At 41.5% G+C, this 17,643-nt stretch carries 29 protein-coding genes; all 29 read right to left on the bottom strand.

Annotation, left to right across the window (positions count from 1 at the left end):
* Window positions 1-269 precede the first annotated feature (269 nt).
* Complete coding sequence (locus tag AC0QT1_RS02795) at window positions 270-1,589, bottom strand: replication-associated recombination protein A (RefSeq protein WP_473200993.1); 1,320 nt, start codon at window positions 1,587-1,589, stop codon at window positions 270-272.
* Between the two features lie 8 nt (window positions 1,590-1,597).
* Window positions 1,598-2,992, bottom strand: a complete 1,395-nt coding sequence (locus AC0QT1_RS02790) for a DegQ family serine endoprotease (protein WP_473200994.1) — start codon at window positions 2,990-2,992, stop codon at window positions 1,598-1,600.
* A gap of 265 nt (window positions 2,993-3,257) precedes the next feature.
* On the bottom strand, window positions 3,258-3,686 hold the full coding sequence (gene rplQ, locus AC0QT1_RS02785) for a 50S ribosomal protein L17 (protein ID WP_473200995.1): 429 nt from the start codon (window positions 3,684-3,686) through the stop codon (window positions 3,258-3,260).
* A 25-nt stretch (window positions 3,687-3,711) separates the two neighbouring features.
* Window positions 3,712-4,725, bottom strand: coding sequence for a DNA-directed RNA polymerase subunit alpha (locus AC0QT1_RS02780; RefSeq protein ID WP_473200996.1), 1,014 nt, complete (start codon window positions 4,723-4,725; stop codon window positions 3,712-3,714).
* Between the two features lie 94 nt (window positions 4,726-4,819).
* Complete coding sequence (gene rpsK / locus AC0QT1_RS02775; RefSeq protein ID WP_241438667.1) at window positions 4,820-5,209, bottom strand: 30S ribosomal protein S11; 390 nt, start codon at window positions 5,207-5,209, stop codon at window positions 4,820-4,822.
* A 123-nt stretch (window positions 5,210-5,332) separates the two neighbouring features.
* Entirely contained in the window at window positions 5,333-5,701 is a 369-nt protein-coding gene (gene rpsM / locus AC0QT1_RS02770) for a 30S ribosomal protein S13 (protein WP_273760554.1), read from the bottom strand.
* 178 nt (window positions 5,702-5,879) lie between these two features.
* The gene (locus AC0QT1_RS02765) at window positions 5,880-6,458 is read right to left on the bottom strand and encodes an adenylate kinase (protein ID WP_473200997.1); all 579 of its coding nucleotides are present in this window, start codon (window positions 6,456-6,458) and stop codon (window positions 5,880-5,882) included.
* Window positions 6,455-7,801: a preprotein translocase subunit SecY gene (gene secY, locus AC0QT1_RS02760; protein WP_473200998.1), complete on the bottom strand. Its 1,347-nt coding sequence runs from the start codon at window positions 7,799-7,801 to the stop codon at window positions 6,455-6,457. Before secY ends, AC0QT1_RS02765 begins: the two co-directional genes overlap by 4 nt.
* Window positions 7,802-7,961: 160 nt before the next feature.
* Window positions 7,962-8,435, bottom strand: a complete 474-nt coding sequence (gene rplO, locus AC0QT1_RS02755) for a 50S ribosomal protein L15 (RefSeq protein ID WP_473201589.1) — start codon at window positions 8,433-8,435, stop codon at window positions 7,962-7,964.
* Between the two features lie 20 nt (window positions 8,436-8,455).
* Window positions 8,456-8,662 (bottom strand): 50S ribosomal protein L30, encoded by a 207-nt coding sequence (gene rpmD, locus AC0QT1_RS02750; protein WP_473201000.1) that lies wholly within the window; start codon window positions 8,660-8,662, stop codon window positions 8,456-8,458.
* A 31-nt stretch (window positions 8,663-8,693) separates the two neighbouring features.
* On the bottom strand, window positions 8,694-9,242 hold the full coding sequence (gene rpsE / locus AC0QT1_RS02745; protein WP_473201001.1) for a 30S ribosomal protein S5: 549 nt from the start codon (window positions 9,240-9,242) through the stop codon (window positions 8,694-8,696).
* A 114-nt stretch (window positions 9,243-9,356) separates the two neighbouring features.
* Entirely contained in the window at window positions 9,357-9,719 is a 363-nt protein-coding gene (gene rplR / locus AC0QT1_RS02740) for a 50S ribosomal protein L18 (protein ID WP_473201002.1), read from the bottom strand.
* A gap of 12 nt (window positions 9,720-9,731) precedes the next feature.
* Entirely contained in the window at window positions 9,732-10,265 is a 534-nt protein-coding gene (rplF, locus tag AC0QT1_RS02735; protein ID WP_473201003.1) for a 50S ribosomal protein L6, read from the bottom strand.
* A gap of 38 nt (window positions 10,266-10,303) precedes the next feature.
* Window positions 10,304-10,702, bottom strand: a complete 399-nt coding sequence (gene rpsH / locus AC0QT1_RS02730) for a 30S ribosomal protein S8 (RefSeq protein WP_473201004.1) — start codon at window positions 10,700-10,702, stop codon at window positions 10,304-10,306.
* A gap of 14 nt (window positions 10,703-10,716) precedes the next feature.
* Window positions 10,717-11,022 (bottom strand): 30S ribosomal protein S14, encoded by a 306-nt coding sequence (rpsN, locus tag AC0QT1_RS02725; RefSeq protein WP_473201005.1) that lies wholly within the window; start codon window positions 11,020-11,022, stop codon window positions 10,717-10,719.
* Between the two features lie 24 nt (window positions 11,023-11,046).
* Window positions 11,047-11,604 (bottom strand): 50S ribosomal protein L5, encoded by a 558-nt coding sequence (gene rplE / locus AC0QT1_RS02720; protein ID WP_473201006.1) that lies wholly within the window; start codon window positions 11,602-11,604, stop codon window positions 11,047-11,049.
* Window positions 11,597-11,911 (bottom strand): 50S ribosomal protein L24, encoded by a 315-nt coding sequence (gene rplX, locus AC0QT1_RS02715; RefSeq protein WP_473201007.1) that lies wholly within the window; start codon window positions 11,909-11,911, stop codon window positions 11,597-11,599. Before rplX ends, rplE begins: the two co-directional genes overlap by 8 nt.
* A 12-nt stretch (window positions 11,912-11,923) precedes the next feature.
* Entirely contained in the window at window positions 11,924-12,292 is a 369-nt protein-coding gene (gene rplN, locus AC0QT1_RS02710) for a 50S ribosomal protein L14 (protein ID WP_004855715.1), read from the bottom strand.
* A 146-nt stretch (window positions 12,293-12,438) separates the two neighbouring features.
* Window positions 12,439-12,678 (bottom strand): 30S ribosomal protein S17, encoded by a 240-nt coding sequence (gene rpsQ / locus AC0QT1_RS02705; RefSeq protein ID WP_473201008.1) that lies wholly within the window; start codon window positions 12,676-12,678, stop codon window positions 12,439-12,441.
* Between the two features lie 11 nt (window positions 12,679-12,689).
* A complete protein-coding gene (gene rpmC / locus AC0QT1_RS02700; protein ID WP_241438650.1) occupies window positions 12,690-12,890 on the bottom strand; it encodes a 50S ribosomal protein L29 in 201 nt (66 codons plus the stop codon).
* Window positions 12,891-12,902: 12 nt separating this feature from the next.
* Window positions 12,903-13,316 carry a 50S ribosomal protein L16 gene (gene rplP, locus AC0QT1_RS02695; RefSeq protein ID WP_004859191.1) on the bottom strand — a complete coding sequence of 138 codons (414 nt, stop codon included), beginning with the start codon at window positions 13,314-13,316 and terminating at the stop codon, window positions 12,903-12,905.
* Between the two features lie 36 nt (window positions 13,317-13,352).
* Complete coding sequence (gene rpsC / locus AC0QT1_RS02690; protein ID WP_473201009.1) at window positions 13,353-14,063, bottom strand: 30S ribosomal protein S3; 711 nt, start codon at window positions 14,061-14,063, stop codon at window positions 13,353-13,355.
* Complete coding sequence (gene rplV / locus AC0QT1_RS02685) at window positions 14,063-14,452, bottom strand: 50S ribosomal protein L22 (protein ID WP_473201010.1); 390 nt, start codon at window positions 14,450-14,452, stop codon at window positions 14,063-14,065. The genes rpsC and rplV overlap by 1 nt, the downstream gene beginning before the upstream one ends.
* A gap of 2 nt (window positions 14,453-14,454) precedes the next feature.
* Complete coding sequence (rpsS, locus tag AC0QT1_RS02680) at window positions 14,455-14,733, bottom strand: 30S ribosomal protein S19 (RefSeq protein ID WP_004855734.1); 279 nt, start codon at window positions 14,731-14,733, stop codon at window positions 14,455-14,457.
* 15 nt (window positions 14,734-14,748) lie between these two features.
* On the bottom strand, window positions 14,749-15,582 hold the full coding sequence (gene rplB / locus AC0QT1_RS02675) for a 50S ribosomal protein L2 (RefSeq protein ID WP_473201588.1): 834 nt from the start codon (window positions 15,580-15,582) through the stop codon (window positions 14,749-14,751).
* A 21-nt stretch (window positions 15,583-15,603) separates the two neighbouring features.
* On the bottom strand, window positions 15,604-15,897 hold the full coding sequence (locus AC0QT1_RS02670; protein WP_473201012.1) for a 50S ribosomal protein L23: 294 nt from the start codon (window positions 15,895-15,897) through the stop codon (window positions 15,604-15,606).
* Window positions 15,894-16,514: a 50S ribosomal protein L4 gene (gene rplD, locus AC0QT1_RS02665; RefSeq protein WP_473201013.1), complete on the bottom strand. Its 621-nt coding sequence runs from the start codon at window positions 16,512-16,514 to the stop codon at window positions 15,894-15,896. The genes AC0QT1_RS02670 and rplD overlap by 4 nt, the downstream gene beginning before the upstream one ends.
* Window positions 16,514-17,254 (bottom strand): 50S ribosomal protein L3, encoded by a 741-nt coding sequence (gene rplC, locus AC0QT1_RS02660; protein ID WP_473201587.1) that lies wholly within the window; start codon window positions 17,252-17,254, stop codon window positions 16,514-16,516. Before rplC ends, rplD begins: the two co-directional genes overlap by 1 nt.
* 27 nt (window positions 17,255-17,281) lie before the next feature.
* Window positions 17,282-17,590: a 30S ribosomal protein S10 gene (rpsJ, locus tag AC0QT1_RS02655; RefSeq protein ID WP_005773267.1), complete on the bottom strand. Its 309-nt coding sequence runs from the start codon at window positions 17,588-17,590 to the stop codon at window positions 17,282-17,284.
* Window positions 17,591-17,643: the final 53 nt, after the last annotated feature.

The raw sequence follows: 17,643 nt of genomic DNA, 5'->3' as shown, positions 1-17,643 counted from the left end.
TCGCGCTCTTGATAAAAAAACCATCATCAATCAAAATTACACGACATCGCATACAACTGAAATCATAAATACAAAACAATCAGAGAATTAAAACGAGACAAACATTTTTTAAATTTGAATTTTAAGTGTATAGAAATCTTGATACAATTTTTTATTCTACAAAAATAACAAGCGCTTAAGACATGATTGAGACCATCAACAGGAGATTGTAATGAGATAACTTTTGTAAAGTAAGCCCAAAACCGATAAAAAATTTTTCAACTAAAATTTCACTTTTGATTGGCTCGTTTTTTGCGCAATTGCTTCCACCACTCAAGGCGCTTCGCAATCTCGCGCTCGAAACCACGTTCTCGTGGTTGATAATAGATCTGGCGCCCAAGTTTTTCAGGAAAATACTCTTGTCCTGAAAAAGCATCTGGTTCATCATGATCATAGCGATAACCGTGCCCATATCCTTCTTCCTTCATAAATTTTGTAGGGGCATTAAGGATATGCTGAGGGGGAGGCAAAGAACCATTTTTGCGCGCACAATGCATAGCTGCTTTATAAGCGAGATATGTTGCATTTGATTTTGGTGCGGTCGCAACATAAAGACATGCCTGCGCCAAAGCCAATTCTCCTTCAGGTGATCCTAAATAATCATAAGCATCCTTTGCCGCATTACAAATGACAAGGGCTTGCGGATCTGCCAAACCAACATCCTCAACAGCCATACGAACCAATCTTCGCCCAATATAAAGAGGATCCTCTCCGGCATCAAACATTCGTGTTAAATAATAAAGGGCGGCATCAGGATCAGATCCTCGAACTGACTTATGCAACGCTGAAATAAGATTATAATGCCCCTCTCTTCCTTTATCATAAATGGGAGCACGACGCTGAATTATTTTTTGCAAAGAGACAGCATCAAAGATCTCTCCCGGTTGTGCAAGACACCAAACTTCCTCTGCCAATGTTAATACTGCCCGCGCATCACCATCAGACATCCCAATTAAAACATCTCTAGCATCATCATCCAAAGGAAGAGATTTCCCCTGCACTTCTTCAGCACGCTTCAAAAGCATGTGCAAGCTTTCATTATTATGTGGAAGAAATGTCAAAATACGTGCACGAGAAAGAAGGGCCGCATTAAGTTCAAAGGAAGGATTTTCCGTCGTTGCCCCTATAAGAATAATCGTCCCGTCCTCCATAACAGGAAGAAAACTATCCTGCTGCGCACGATTAAATCGATGAATTTCATCGACAAACAAAAGTGTTTGGCATCCAGACATAAAACGAGTCTGAGCAACTTCAAAAATTTTTTTGAGCTCAGAAACACCAGTGAAAATAGCAGAAACTTGCTCAAAAACAAAATTTGTTTCAGTCGCTAACAAGCGCGCAACCGTTGTTTTCCCTGTGCCTGGAGGTCCCCAAAAAATCATCGAATGTATCGAACCGACTGCTAGCATACGTGAAAGCACCCCGTTTTCTCCAATCAAGTGATTTTGTCCCATGACTTCACTGAGAGAATGTGGACGCAATTTTTCCGCAAGTGGCCGATTTTTATTAACTTGAAAATCAAAAGACGAAGTAAAAAAATCTTTATTCAAAAAAAACCTCAGCGAATAAATTGGCGAATATACATACCATCACGTTCATACTCCAATTGCCAAACACGCGGACGACCTTGCATAAGAATCTTTTTTAACTGACTAACTGTTTGAATTTTATGACCATTAATAACACGCAAAATATCTCTGGGCCGAAAAATTCCAGCAGCATTACTCATTTCATCAATATTGGTAATGACAACACCTCTTGCAGAAATTGGAAGATGAAAACGTCGACTATTTTGCGGTGTTAAATCTAAGACTTCAGCACCAGAAAGAGGCCCCTCATCAATAATTTTTTCAGATTTTAAAAATGCAGATTCCGGTATCGATGAAATGGTTATTTGTGTTTTTAAAAATTTTCCATTTCGTAAATATTCTAAAACAAGGCTGTGCCCAACACCAGCTGTCATCAAACGATATCCAAGACCGTCTGGACTATCAACGCGCATCCCTTGCACACTCAAAACAACATCGCCTACTTTCAAACCAGCTTTGGCCGCTGGACCGTTTTCGATAACTTCAATAACAAGAGCACCATAGGGACGTTCTAAACCTAAGCCCCCAGCAATATCAGGTGTAACATTTTGAAAAGATGCACCAATATAAGGTGGCACAAAATATTTCCCACCACGTTTCACAGTATCAAGCATTACTTTTACAAGATTTGATGGAATAGCAAAACCAATCCCTACAGAACCACCTGAACGCGAATAAATAGCCGTATTAATCCCTATTAATTGTCCTTTCATATCAATCAAAGCTCCACCAGAATTTCCTGGATTAATGGCAGCATCTGTTTGAATAAAAAAGTCAAAATCAGAAATGCCAACACGTGTCCGTGCTTGGGCTGAAACAATACCACTTGTAACTGTTTGACCAACACCAAAAGGATTACCAATTGCTAAGACAAGATCGCCAACTTCAACGGCATCAGAATCTCCTAAAGAAAGAATAGGAAACTGAGCTCCCTTTGCATCAATTTCAAGAATAGCAATGTCTGTTTCTTCATCTCTTAACTTAACCTTACTTTCAAACTCACGTCCATCAGAAAGAGCAACTTTAATTTCATCTGCATCCTTAATAACGTGATAATTAGTAATGATCAAACCACGTGCATCAACAATCACCCCTGATCCCAATGAAGATTGTCTACGCAAGGGACGATTATTTTGGAATCGACCAAAAAATTGCTCAAAAAAGGGATCTCCTTCAAAAGGCGAACGCGCTCTAATTTGCCGCGCTGCATAAATATTCACAACAGATGGAATCGTCTTTTTAACGAGAGGAGAAAATGAAAGAGTAATTTCTTTTTGTGTTTGTGGAATTTGAGCATACGCACAATGAAAGGACATCTGTACCATAATAGCGAAAAAAAGACCCGCCAAAAGAGAATACCTCATGACTCACTCCTTAAAAACCAATCCACTCTTTAATGTTAATAAGATAAGAAACCCTCTCATCCTCCATAAGCTAAGAATTTTTATTAATATTTATAATGAAGAAGAAAAACAACCATACGAACAATAAATATTATAAAATAATTCAACATTCTATAATCTTCTCACCATGTATATTTTTAAGTCAAGTTAACTCCAAAACATCCACAAAAAACCGCCCTAAAAAGGCGGCTTTTTAAAACTTAACAAAAAGAAAAATACTCTCTCTTTATGAAGAAGTTTCTTTTTCATTTGCAACACTTTCCGTACGCACACGGTCTATAGCGCCCTTTGCCTCAACATCACGATCAACAAATTCTATAACAGCCATAGGGGCATTATCACCGGTACGAAATCCCGCTTTCATAATACGCAAATACCCACCGTTGCGCAACGCATAACGCGGCGCAAGCGTATCAAATAATTTTGCAACTTTATCCACATCACGAAGTGCGGCAATAGCTTGCCGACGTGCATGCAATCCTCCACGTTTACCAAGTGTAACAAGTTTTTCAACAATAGGACGGATTTCTTTAGCCTTTGGTAACGTTGTCACAATCTGCTCATGCTCAATCAGCGAAACGGCCATATTAGCAAACATCGCTTTACGGTGACTGGCAGTCCGGTTCAACTTGCGACCTGACTTACTATGGCGCATGAGTTCTCTCCTTAAATTCTAAATTTTAATACTGATCTTCATAGCGTTTAGCAAGATCATCAATGTTTTCCGGTGGCCATGCCGAAATTTCCATACCAAGATGTAATCCCATACATGCCAAAACTTCTTTAATCTCATTTAACGATTTTCGTCCAAAATTTGGTGTCCGAAGCATTTCAGCTTCTGTTTTTTGGATAAGATCACCAATATAGACAATATTGTCATTCTTAAGACAATTTGCTGAGCGAACAGATAGTTCCAATTCATCCACTTTTTTGAGAAGCGCTGGATTGAAAGCAAGCTCTGAATCAGGCTCTTCAGCGGCTTGCTTCTGCGGATCCTCAAAATTGACAAACAACGACAACTGATCCTGAAGAATACGTGCTGCATAAGCAACAGCATCCTCCCCACTCACGGCGCCATTTGTTTCAAGCGTAAGCGTCAATTTGTCATAATCCAGAACCTGCCCTTCACGTGTATTTTCTACTTTATAAGAGACCTTACGAATTGGTGAATAAAGACTATCAACAGGAATAAGACCTATCCGCGCATCGTCAGCACAATTACGATCAGACGGAACATATCCTTTCCCTGTATTGACAATAAACTCCATACGAATCTCAGCATCTTCATCAAGGGTGCAGATAACATGCTCCGGATTCAGAATTTTCATATCTCCAACAGCATTGATATCTCCAGCTCTCACAACACCAGGGCCCTCTTTACAAATAACAACACGTTTAGGACCCTCTTCTTCCATGCGCAATGCAATCTCTTTGATATTAAGAATAATATCTGTAACATCTTCACGAACACCTGAAATTGATGAAAATTCGTGTAACACTCCATCAATCTGTACAGCAGTAATTGCGGCACCACGAAGTGACGACAACAACACACGACGGAGTGCATTCCCCAATGTTAAACCAAAACCACGTTCAAGAGGCTCTGCAACCATGCTCACAACATTTGGATTATCATGTGCAAAAAAATCAACCTTATTGGGTTTTATCAGTTCCTGCCAGTTTTTCTGGATCATATTTTTATTCCCGTTCTTTAGTTCCGCTACCATTCAATCGTAACGACCAATGTGAACATCAGAGGAGTCTCTGACAACAAAAAACAACACCCAATTAAACACGCCGTCTTTTTCGCGGACGACATCCATTATGAGGAATTGGTGTTACATCACGAATAGAAGTAATAATAAAACCAACAGACTGTAACGCACGCAAAGCAGACTCACGACCTGCCCCAGGCCCACAAACTTCAACTTCCAAAGAACGCATACCATGCTCTTGCGCTTTTCTAGCACAATCTTCCGCAGCAACTTGAGCTGCAAAGGGCGTAGATTTACGTGACCCCTTAAACCCCTGAGCACCAGCAGAAGACCACGCAATAGTATTTCCCTGCGCATCTGTAATAGTAATCATTGTATTGTTAAATGTTGAATTGATATGAACAACACCTGATGAGATATTTTTACGCTCTCGACGACGAACACGTGTGGCTTCCTTGGCCATAATCTTCCTTTCAACGATCTCCTCACCGCCGTAACACCAGCAGCTCCACCTTCTTTGTTCTTATTAAAATGAACTAACAAGAAACAAAATGTAAAAAAACAAACCTTTTTTAAAAAAAGACTATTATTTCTTCTTGCCGGCAATTGCTTTAGCCGGCCCTTTACGGGTACGCGCATTTGTATGGGTACGCTGCCCGCGCACAGGCAAAGAACGACGATGACGCAAACCACGATAACAACCAAGGTCCATCAACCGCTTAACATTCATAGCAACTTCACGCCGAAGATCACCTTCAACTTGATAGCCCTGATCTATCGCCTCACGAATTTGCAACACCTCTGCATCAGAAAGCTCATGGACACGACGCCCTACGGGAATACCAACCTTTTTAGTAATTTCTTGAGCAAATTTTGGTCCAATCCCGTGAATATACTGAAGCGCAATAATTACACGCTTATTTGTCGGGATATTGACGCCAGCAATACGAGCCACGCCTACTCTCCTTGGTTTATATTGACATTAGCCGTAAAACACCTGATGTACTTTACAGAAAAGTGACCCGGCACAAACATACTCCGAATCCTAATATTTCACTGAAATAAATTAAGATCCTTTTGATAGATCTTACAAAAAAAGTCAACACTTTTCATTTATTTCTAAAAAAAAATTATTATTGAAGAGATTCTCTAATCATGCGCGATACTTCACTGATATCAATCATTCCATCAATCACCTTCAACAATCCCCTTTCTGAATAAAATCTTGATAGAGGAATTGTTTTTTCACGATATTCCACTAATCGCTTCGTAAATGCAACAGAATTATCATCTGGACGAACCTGTTCACCAGCAGCCATTGCCTGCTCAACCCGTTTCTTCATTCGCTCAATCAGTGCATGCTCATCAACACGCAACTCAATAACAGCATCAAGTCGCATATTTTTTGATTGCAAAATGCTTTGTAATGCTTCTGCCTGCCCTACAGTTCGCGGATAGCCATCCAAAACAAAACCGTTTACACAATCACTTTCATCAATTCGATTCGATACAATTTGATTAACAATGCTATCGGAGATCAAAGCACCAGAACTCATAGTATCTTTAGCTTTTTTGCCAATCTCTGTCTCTTTAGCAATAACTTCACGCAACATATCACCTGTTGACAACTGAGGAATATTATACTCCTCGGTCAACATTTTCGCTTGCGTACCTTTCCCAGCCCCAGGAGGTCCTAAAAGAATAATTCTCATCGATTCCTTCTACCTCCACGAAGTTTTGATTTTTTAATCAAACCTTCATATTGGTGCGCAACAAGATGTCCCTGAATTTGAGTAACTGTATCAAGCGTAACAGTAACAACAATCAACAAAGATGTTCCTCCAAGATAGAAAGGAACCTGTAATGCAGATATCATAAATTCAGGCAACAAACAAACCAAAATAATATAGATCGCCCCCACAACAGTGATACGAGTCAAAACATAATCAATATATTCAGCTGTACGCTCACCAGGACGAATGCCAGGAATGAAACCAGAATGCTTTTTCAACTGATCTGCTGTATCACTTGGATTAAATACAATCGCTGTATAAAAAAAGCAAAAAAACGCCATCAAAATTGCATAAACAATCATATAAAGTGGTTGCCCATGACCAAGAGAATAAGAAATAGCCTGCATCCATTGAGGCATTTTATCAGAAAAGTTATTAATCGTTGCAGGCAACAACAACAAAGATGAAGCAAAAATCGGCGGAATAACACCAGCAGTATTCAATTTCAAAGGCAGATGTGACATATCACCTTGAAAAATTTGATTACCGACCTGACGTTTTGGATACTGAATGAGAATTCGCCGTTGTGCGCGTTCTACAAAAACAATAACTCCAATAACAGAAACCGCAATAAGAACGATTCCTATTAATAAAAAAGTTGACAAATCAGCCTGACTATGAGCGGTCAACAGTTGAGCAAAAGTAGAAGGAAGATTAGCAACAATACCTGTGAAAATAATAAGAGAGACTCCATTACCAACACCACGTGAAGTAATCTGCTCACCAAGCCACATGAGAAACATCGTTCCACCAACAAGGGTAATAACAGAAGAAACACGGAACATAAGACCCGGCTCAGCAACAATTTGAAGCCCTGTCCCTATACCAGTTTCGAGCGCAACCGCGATACCAAATGCTTGCAAAATCGCTAAGACTACTGTTACATAACGCGTATACTGATTAATAATTTTACGACCAAGTTCACCCTCTTTTTTAAGGGTTTCTAACGAAGGAATAACTGAAGTTAATAATTGTACAATAATCGAAGCCGATATATAAGGCATAATTCCCAATGCAAAAATTGCCATACGACCAACAGCGCCTCCAGCAAACATATTAAATAACCCCAAAACACCAGAGGCATGATGTTCAAATGTCTGCCGTAAAGAATCAATATTGATACCAGGAAGAGAAATATAAGTACCAAAGCGATAAACAAGAAGCGCCGCAAGGGTAAACCAAATGCGTTTTTTCAATTCGGTTGCACGTGAAAAAGTACCAAAGTTCACATTGGAAGCAAATTGCTCTGCCGCTGATGCCATAAAACGTCTCCCATCCACACTTCAGTTCTCTAAATCACGGAAGCATAACCCTTAAAATTTGTACCGCCTTACATAAATAAATGCAAACCAAAACAATAACCCTCAAAAAATACCCTCACTGAAGCAAACAAGCTTTCCTAGAGCATCATCCATATCAAAGCTAGCTTGCCGAAAGAACCTCAGGAAAAACAACTTGGCCACCAGCTTTTTCAACCTTAATACGAGCAGTTTCAGAAGCTCCAGAAACATGAATTATAATTTTTGCTTTCAACTCACCATCAGAAAGAAGACGTACCCCACCCTTCATACAACGAACAATCCCAGCCTCTTTCAAGGCAATGATATCAACAGGCTTCTCAATATTCAACTTACCCGCATCAACTGCCAACTGAATACGTCCCAATGAAACCTCATTATACGTTTTGGCAAAAAAATTCCTAAATCCACGCTTTGGCAAACGACGATAAATAGCCATTTGCCCACCTTCAAAACCATTGAGTGAAACACCCGAACGTGATTTCTGTCCTTTGACACCACGACCACCAGTTTTACCAGTACCAGAACCAATCCCACGCCCAACACGTTTACGATTTCTCGTTGCGCCTTCGCGATCACGCAGCTCATTGAGTCTCATATCTTATACTCCCGCAACCTTTAACCTTCATCTACAACACGAACAAGATGCCGAACCTTAGCAATCATCCCGCGCACACAAAGGGTATCTTCTAAAACACGCCGACGCCGTATTTTATTTAACCCGAGTCCCTTCAAGGTTGCGCGCTGAATCTGTGAATTCCGAATTGGACTTCCAACTTGTTCTATCGTCACAGTTTTACCACTCTGAGATTTTTTCTGAACCATTTCCTAATTCCTTTTCTGACAATCTCAGAAACTACCCTTCTGCATCAACCAAATGCCGACGCCGTGCCTGCAAAGTTGAATATTTGATACCACGTTGAGCTGCAATATCTCTAGGATGCATTTGATGTTTTAATGCATCAAACGTCGCACGCACCATATTATAAGGATTAGAAGATCCTAATGATTTCGCAACAACATCCTGCATACCTAGAGTTTCAAAAATAGCACGCATCGGTCCCCCAGCAATAATACCGGTACCAGCAGAAGCTGAACGTAGCAAAACCCGACCTGCTCCATGACGACCTTCAAGATCATGATGTAATGTACGCCCAGATCGCAGCGGAACGTAAATCATTCCACGCTTTGCAGCTTCCGTAGCTTTACGAACTGCCTCTGGCACTTCACGCGCTTTACCATGACCAAAACCTACACGGCCTTTTTGATCACCAACAACAACAAGAGCAGCAAAACCAAAACGCCGACCACCCTTCACAACTTTAGCAACACGATTGATATGAACAAGCCTATCGACAAATTCACCATCACGCTCATCTCGCTCACTACGCTCTTTCTGTGCCATTCCTCATTCCTTTTTCTTTTCCGGAAGCACTCTAATAAAATTCTATCTAAACATTAGAAGAACTTATACCAAAAACCTTAAAATTTTCTTCCTTAAGTTTCTCAATAAAATACCCTAGAAGTTCAACCCACTCTCACGAGCAGCTTCAGCCAAGGCTTTTACTCTACCATGATAAACATATGCCCCTCGATCAAAAACAACTTCCTTAACACCGGCCTGTTTTGCACGTTCAGCAATCAACTTACCAACAGCAAAAGCTGCATCTTTATCACCCCCACTTTTTAATGACTTTTTCAAGTCACCTTCAAGAGTAGATGCGGAAACAAGGGTATGCCCACGCGAATCATCGATAATTTGAGCATAAATATTTTGATTTGAACGATAAACGCTAAGCCGCAAACGCCCACTAGAAACCATTTTGATTCTACGACGAACACGGCGCGCACGACGCTGGATAATGTCCTTAGATGAAACCATAATACAAAATCCTTACTTCTTTTTACCTTCTTTACGAAAGATACGCTCATCTGCGTGTTTTACGCCTTTACCTTTATAAGGCTCAGGCCTACGATATTCGCGAATCTCTGCTGCGACTTGCCCAACTTGCTGCTTATCAATTCCAGAAACAACAATTTCTGTAGGCTTTGGAACCGTAACCGTAACCCCTGATGGCACTTTATAAATCACATCATGCGAAAAACCTAATGACAGCTGAACGTCTTTACCCTGCAAAGCAGCACGATAACCAACTCCATTGATCTCCAGCTTTTTTTCAAAACCATCTTTCACACCACAAAAAATATTTTCAATCATTGACCGCGACATCCCCCATTTAGAACGCGCTTCTTTTGACTGATCCCGAGGTGAAACCGTTATAACATTTTCCTCAAATTTCACCAAAACTTCATCATTAACGACATAACTCAGTTCACCTTTCGGACCTTTTGCCTTAACCAACTGCCCTTCAACAGTTGCGGTAACCCCAGAAGGAATTGAAATGGGTTTTTTTCCAATACGAGACATTGTTCTAACCTACTTTTTTTCTGTTTTCTTAACATTACTTAGAAAACACGACAAAGGAGCTCTCCACCGACATTTTGCTCACGCGCTTCATGATCGGCCATAACACCCTTAGGGGTTGATAAAATTGATATACCAAGACCATTTGCCACTTGAGGAAGTGACTTAGCAGAAACATATACACGACGACCAGGCTTTGAAACACGCGAAACTTCACGAATAGCAGCTAATCCTTCAAAATACTTCAACTCGATTTCAATTTCAGACTTTCCACCACCTAAATCGATTTGCTTATAGCCACGAATATAACCTTCAGAATGAAGAACATCAAGAACGCGCGCACGAAGCTTAGAAGCAGGCGTAATCACTTTGTTTTTTTTACGACCAAGTGCATTACGAATACGCGTTAACATATCACCAAGAGGATCTGACAGAGACATTGAGTAAACTCCTCTTACCAACTAGACTTAACAATGCCTGGAATATGGCCTATAGAGCCAAGTTCCCGCAATGCAATCCGCGACATTTTTAATTTACGATAATAAGCCCGTGGACGCCCTGAAACCTCACAACGATTACGAACACGAACTTTAGCAGAATTACGTGGCAACCTAGCTAACTGAACAGAAGCTTTAAAACGCTCTTCAAGAGGAAGCTTCTGATCCATAACTATCGCTTTCAAACGCGCACGACGCGCAGCATAACGTTTTACCATCACTTCACGATGCTTATTTTTTTCAACGGCACTTACTTTGGCCATAACCTTACCTCGCTACATTTGCCGTTACGAACGAAAAGGGAAATTAAAAGCACGCAACAATTCACGCGCCTCATCATCCGTTTTCGCTGTCGTACAAACGATGATATCCATGCCCCAAATTTGATCAACTTTATCATAATTGATCTCTGGAAACACAATGTGCTCTTTAATACCCATAGCAAAATTACCATGACCATCAAAGCTTTTGGGATTCAGACCACGAAAGTCACGAACCCGTGGAAGTGCAATCGTAACAAGACGATCCAAAAACTCAAACATACGATCTTTACGCAATGTAACTTTAGCCCCAAGTGGCATTCCTTCACGGACCTTAAAGGTCGCAATGGAGTTACGTGCACGAGTAACAACAGCCTTTTGACCTGTTATCAAACCCAAATCCCCAGCAGCAATAGAGGGCTTCTTAGAATCAGCAGTTGCCTCACCAATCCCCATATTAACCACAACTTTATCAACCCGCGGAATTTGCATCGCATTCTTGTAACTAAACCTCTCTTGAAGCGTTTTACGAACAACTTCAAAATAATGCGTCTTCATGCGCGGTGCTTGTTTTTCATCAGCCATTAATCAACTCTCCCGAACGCTTGGCAAAACGAATCTTATTACCATCTGCATTCATACGAAAACCTACACGGGTAGGTCTACCATCTTTAGGATCAGCAATCGCCAAATTAGACAGATGGATTGGAGCTTCCTTCGAGATAATACCAGCCTCTTGTTTTTGCGTTTGACGTTGATGACGTTTAATCATATTAACGCCACGAACAAAAGCTTTATTTTCCTTTGGATTCACCTTAATTACTTCACCACTACACCCTTTATCCTTACCGGATAAAACGACGACCTTATCACCTTTTCGAATCTTTTGCATAACAACCACTCCTTATAACACTTCAGGAGCGAGGGAAATGATCTTCATATGATTCCTACCACGAAGTTCGCGAGGAACTGGTCCAAAGATACGTGTACCGATCGGCTCTTTCTTATTATCAACTAAAACAGCAGCATTACTATCAAAACGAATAACGCTACCATCCGCACGACGAATATCCTTAGCAGTACGAACCACCACAGCTTTCATCACATCACCTTTTTTAACACGGCCACGAGGAATAGCATCCTTGACTGAAACAACAATAATGTCGCCGACCGAAGCATATTTTCGCTTTGAACCGCCTAACACCTTGATGCACATGACACGACGAGCACCAGAATTATCGGCAACGTCGAGGTTTGTTTGCATCTGAATCATGACTGGCCACCTTCTCTTAACATTTATATCCGGTTATGTCTCTAACACACCCGGATTTGCCTGCCAAATAACAATAAAGTTATTGTCCAAAAACTACCAATAGAAAGAAATCCACCGTTAAATTTTATAACAATAAACCCAATGAACTACGCTACACTGCCTTTCAGAACAATCCAACATTTATCTTTCGAAATTGGTTTAGATTCCTGAATAGAAACTTGATCACCAACCTTAAACTGATTGTTCTCATCATGCGCTTTATATTTTTTAGACTGTCTAACAGTCTTCTTAAGAAGTGGATGGGAATAACGCCGTTCCACCTTAACAACTACAGTTTTATCGCTCTTGTCGCTTACGACAACACCTTGCAAAACGCGTTTAGGCATCTCTTATTTCCTTAAACCTTACTTTCGTTTATCTTCTGACGAAGAAAAGTTTTAACACGCGCGATATCACGACGAACCTGCCTAACACGTGCAGTCTTTTCTAATTGACCCGTTGCTTTCTGAAAGCGCAAATTAAACTGCTCTTTCTTCAACTTAACCAATTCATCTTTCATTTGGTCGAGCGTTTGCGCCCGTAACTCTGTGGCTCTCATCGCTTTACCTCTTTATTCAGCAATACGCTGGATGAAACGCGTTTTAATAGGTAACTTCGCAGCACCCAATCTTAATGCCTCACGCGCTACATCTTCAGGAACCCCATCAAGCTCAAACATGATACGCCCAGGCGCAACACGAGTAGCCCAATAATCAACACTTCCTTTACCCTTCCCCATACGAACTTCAGTCGGCTTAGATGTAACTGGAAGATCTGGAAAAATACGAATCCACACACGACCAGAACGTTTCATGTAACGTGTAATCGCACGACGCGCCGCCTCAATTTGACGGGCAGTAATCCTCTCAGGCTCAACAGCCTTCAGTCCGTAAGCACCGAAATTCAAATCCGTACCACCCTTCGAAACACCGTGAATACGGCCCTTGAACTGCTTACGGAACTTTGTGCGCTTTGGCTGCAACATTGCTCTTTACTCCAAATTTTAGTTCAATCACAAAAACTAAGCATTTTCGCGGCGACGATTCGATAAAGAACCAGAATGATCAGCTTCCGTAGCACGACGCTCCGAAGCCATCGGATCATGTTCAAGTATCTCACCCTTAAAGACCCAAACCTTAACACCACAAATACCATAAGCAGTCTTAGCCTCTGCCGTACCGTAATCAACATCAGAACGTAAGGTATGAAGTGGAACACGACCTTCGCGATACCATTCCATACGAGCAATTTCAGCACCACCAAGACGACCAGAACAGTTGATACGAATCCCTTCCGCCCCAAGACGCATAGCTGATTGAACTGCACGCTTCATCGCGCGCCGAAAAGCAACACGACGCTCTAATTGCTGAGCAATTGACTGTGCAATAATCGTAGCATCAATTTCCGGCTTACGAATTTCTACAATATTCAACGAAGCCTCAGCATTTGTCATTTCCGAAAGCTTACGACGAAGCTTTTCGATATCAGCACCTTTTTTACCAATAATCAAGCCTGGACGTGCCGAATGAATCGTCACACGACATTTCTTATGAGGACGTTCAATAACAACCTTAGAAACAGCCGCTTGCTTTAACTCTTCAAGCACATATGAACGAATTGCTAAATCCTCATGAAGAAGACGCCCATACTCACCACTATCAGCATACCAACGGGAATCCCAAGTCCGATTAACTCCAAGACGAAGTCCTATTGGATTGATCTTCTGACCCATTATGCAGCCTCCACTTTTTCGGTAACTTCACGAACAATAATAGTAAGATGCGAAAATGAACGTTCAATTCGACTAGCGCGTCCACGACCACGAACATGAAAACGTTTCATCACAATCGACTTACCAACATAAGATTCGGCAACAATGAGCGAATCAATATCAAGATCGTGATTATTCTCTGCATTTGCAATCGCTGATTCAAGAGTTTTTTTCACAGTTTCAGCAATACGTTTCCGTGAAAATGTCAAATCAGCGAGCGCAACATTAACTCTTTTACCACGAATCATTGCAGCAACCAAATTAAGCTTTTGTGGACTAACACGAATTGTCCGCGTAACCGCCTTTGCTTCATTATCCTTAAGCTGGCGCGGAACTTTAGCTTTTCCCATTCCTATTTCCTCTTCGCTTTTTTATCTGCACCATGCCCATAATAAGTCCTCGTGGGAGCGAACTCACCAAACTTATGCCCAACCATCTCTTCAGAAACAGAAACAGGAATATGCTTATTACCGTTGTAAACACCAAAAGTTAAACCAACAAATTGCGGCAAAATAGTAGAGCGACGGCTCCATATTTTAATAACCTCATTGCGCCCACTTGCACGGACCTTTTCTGCTTTTCCAAGAAGATAGCCGTCAACAAACGGACCTTTCCAAACTGAACGAACCACTTCAGACTACCTTTCTCATTTCTTGCGCTGATGACGCGTACGCATAATAAATTTATCAGTGGCTTTGTTGGAGCGGGTACGCTTACCTTTTGTAGGCTTACCCCAAGGAGACACCGGATGACGCCCCCCCGATGTACGACCCTCACCACCACCATGTGGATGATCAACAGGATTCATAGCAACACCACGAACATGTGGACGCCTACCACGCCAACGCGACCGCCCCGCCTTACCATCATTAATATTCCCATGATCAGGATTTGAAACTGCACCAACAGTTGCAAAACAACTCCCAGATACCAAACGCTGCTCTCCAGAATTAAGACGAAGAATAGCCATCCCTTGATCTCGTCCAACCAATTGCGCATAAGTGCCAGCTGAACGTGCAATTTGACCACCTTTTCCCGGCTTCATTTCAACATTATGGATAATCGTACCCACCGGCATATTACCAAGAGGCATCGCATTACCTGGTTTAACATCAACATTTGAACCAGCTATAATAGAATCACCAACACCAAGACGCTGTGGTGCAAGGACATAGCTTAGCTGTCCATCCTCATAACGTATTAACGCAATGAAAGCAGTCCGATTCGGATCATATTCCAAACGCTCAACTTTTGCAGTAACATCCCGTTTAAGACGCTTGAAATCAACAAAGCGATAGCTGCGTTTATGTCCACCACCTTGAAAACGAGCAGTAACGCGACCACGGTTATTGCGTCCACCCTTTGACGATAGTCCCTCTGTCAACGTTTTTACAGGCTTACCTTTATAAAGACAAGAGCGATCTACAATAACAAGTTGACGCTGCCCAGGTGTAGTTGGATTAAAGTGCTTAAGTGCCATTGTTTTTATCTCCGAGCCCCTTTAAAGACCTGTCGAAACGTCGATAGACTGACCACTGGCCAACGTTACGATCGCTTTTTTGACATCACTCTGCCGACCAACGATTCCTTTGAAACGCTTTACTTTGCCCTTACGAACTATCGTATTAATCGCTTTAACTTTAACATTAAAAAGAGCTTCAATAGCAGCTTTAATCTCAGGCTTTGTCGCTTTCGGCGCAACATTAAAAGCAACTTGATTATATTCAGAAATCATAGTCGACTTTTCAGTAATAACTGGACTAACAATTATATCGTAATGGCGAAGGTCTGTCATCTAAAACGCTCCTCAAGAGCCTCTACAGCTGCTTTTGATAAAACAAGTTTGCTGCGACGCAAAATATCATAAACATTAATTCCTTGAATTGGCAAAATATCAACATTAGGAATATTAGATGCTGCACGAAAAAAACTAACATCAATCTCCTTGCCGCCAACTAAAAGAGCATTATCAAATCCAAGTTTAGAAAAATGAGAAACAAGGATTCTCGTTTTAGCATCCTTAACACTTAAATCATCAACAACAATTAAATTATTTGCTTTTAATTTTGCCGACAAAGCAAGACGCACCCCGAGCGCACGAACCTTTTTAGGAAGATCATATGCATGACTCCGAAAAACAGGACCATGCGCCTTACCTCCACCTCGAAACTGCGGCGCACGAGCAGATGAGTGCCGAGCTCGCCCAGTTCCTTTCTGTTTAAACATCTTTGCTCCTGTTCGTGACACATCAGATCGTCCCTGCGATTGATGCGTTCCCTGTTGACGACGAGCAAGTTGCCAACGAACAACACGTTGCAAAATATCCTCACGCGGAACAAGACCAAAAATACCTTCAGAAACCTTTAACTTACCAACTTCATTTCCATCAAGGGTTCTAATTACAAGATCCATTACTCAGCTCCCTCAGTTACAGAGGTTTCCATCACTGGAGTAACCATTTCCGTTTTCTCTTTCTCAAGACAGCGAATACCAGCGGGCTTAGGTACATTATCAGGAAGACGTTTTTTTATAGCGTCCCGTATCAAAATCCAAGCACCTTTAGATCCCGAAACAGCACCACGTACCAAAATTAAACCACGCTCAATATCTGTAGAAACAACCTCAATATTCTGCGTCGTCACACGAACTTGCCCCATATGGCCAGCCATTTTCTTGCCTTTAAAAACCTTACCAGGATCTTGACACTGTCCTGTCGAACCATGAGCACGATGTGTGATTGAATTACCATGCGATGCACGATGTCCACCAAAATTATGCCGTTTCATAACACCAGCAAAACCTTTACCAATACTCGTACCAGTCACATCGACCCTCTGTCCTGGAACAAAATGCTCCACGGTAATCTCAGTACCGACATCAAGGAGATTATCGGGGCTTACACGAAACTCCGCTATTTTTGCTTTTGGCTCAACAGAAGCCTTAGCAAAATGTCCACGAAGAGCTTGTGAAGTATTTTTAACCTTGGTAAAGCCTACACCTAATTGAACAGCAGTATAACCATTCTTTTCAACTGTACGCTGAGCAATAACTTGACAATTCTCCAAACGAAGTACTGTTACCGGCACATGCTCACCAGCTTCATTATAAATACGGGTCATGCCCAGCTTCTGTGCTATTACACCTGAACGCATCGGGTCTGTTCCTTCTGTCCTCAAACCTCAGAGCTTAATTTCTACATCCACACCAGCAGAAAGATCGAGCTTCATAAGCGCATCCACTGTTTGCGGTGTTGGATCAACAATATCAAGAAGACGCTTATGTGTACGCATTTCAAACTGCTCACGACTCTTCTTATCGATGTGCGGACCACGATTCACTGTAAACTTCTCAATCCGCGTTGGAAGCGGAATAGGACCACGCACATTTGCACCAGTACGCTTGGCAGTCGACACAATTTCACGTGTCGATGTATCAAGAATTCTGTGATCAAATGCCTTTAAGCGAATGCGGATATTTTGACTGTTCATGCTCTCTTATTTCCCTGTCATGCAGAAACACCTCTTAATAACAGAGGCGTTTT

The organism is Bartonella sp. P12B (assembly GCF_055796185.1).
Note: the sequence above shows the minus strand (reverse complement) of the source record. Positions and strands in the feature narration are given on the sequence as shown.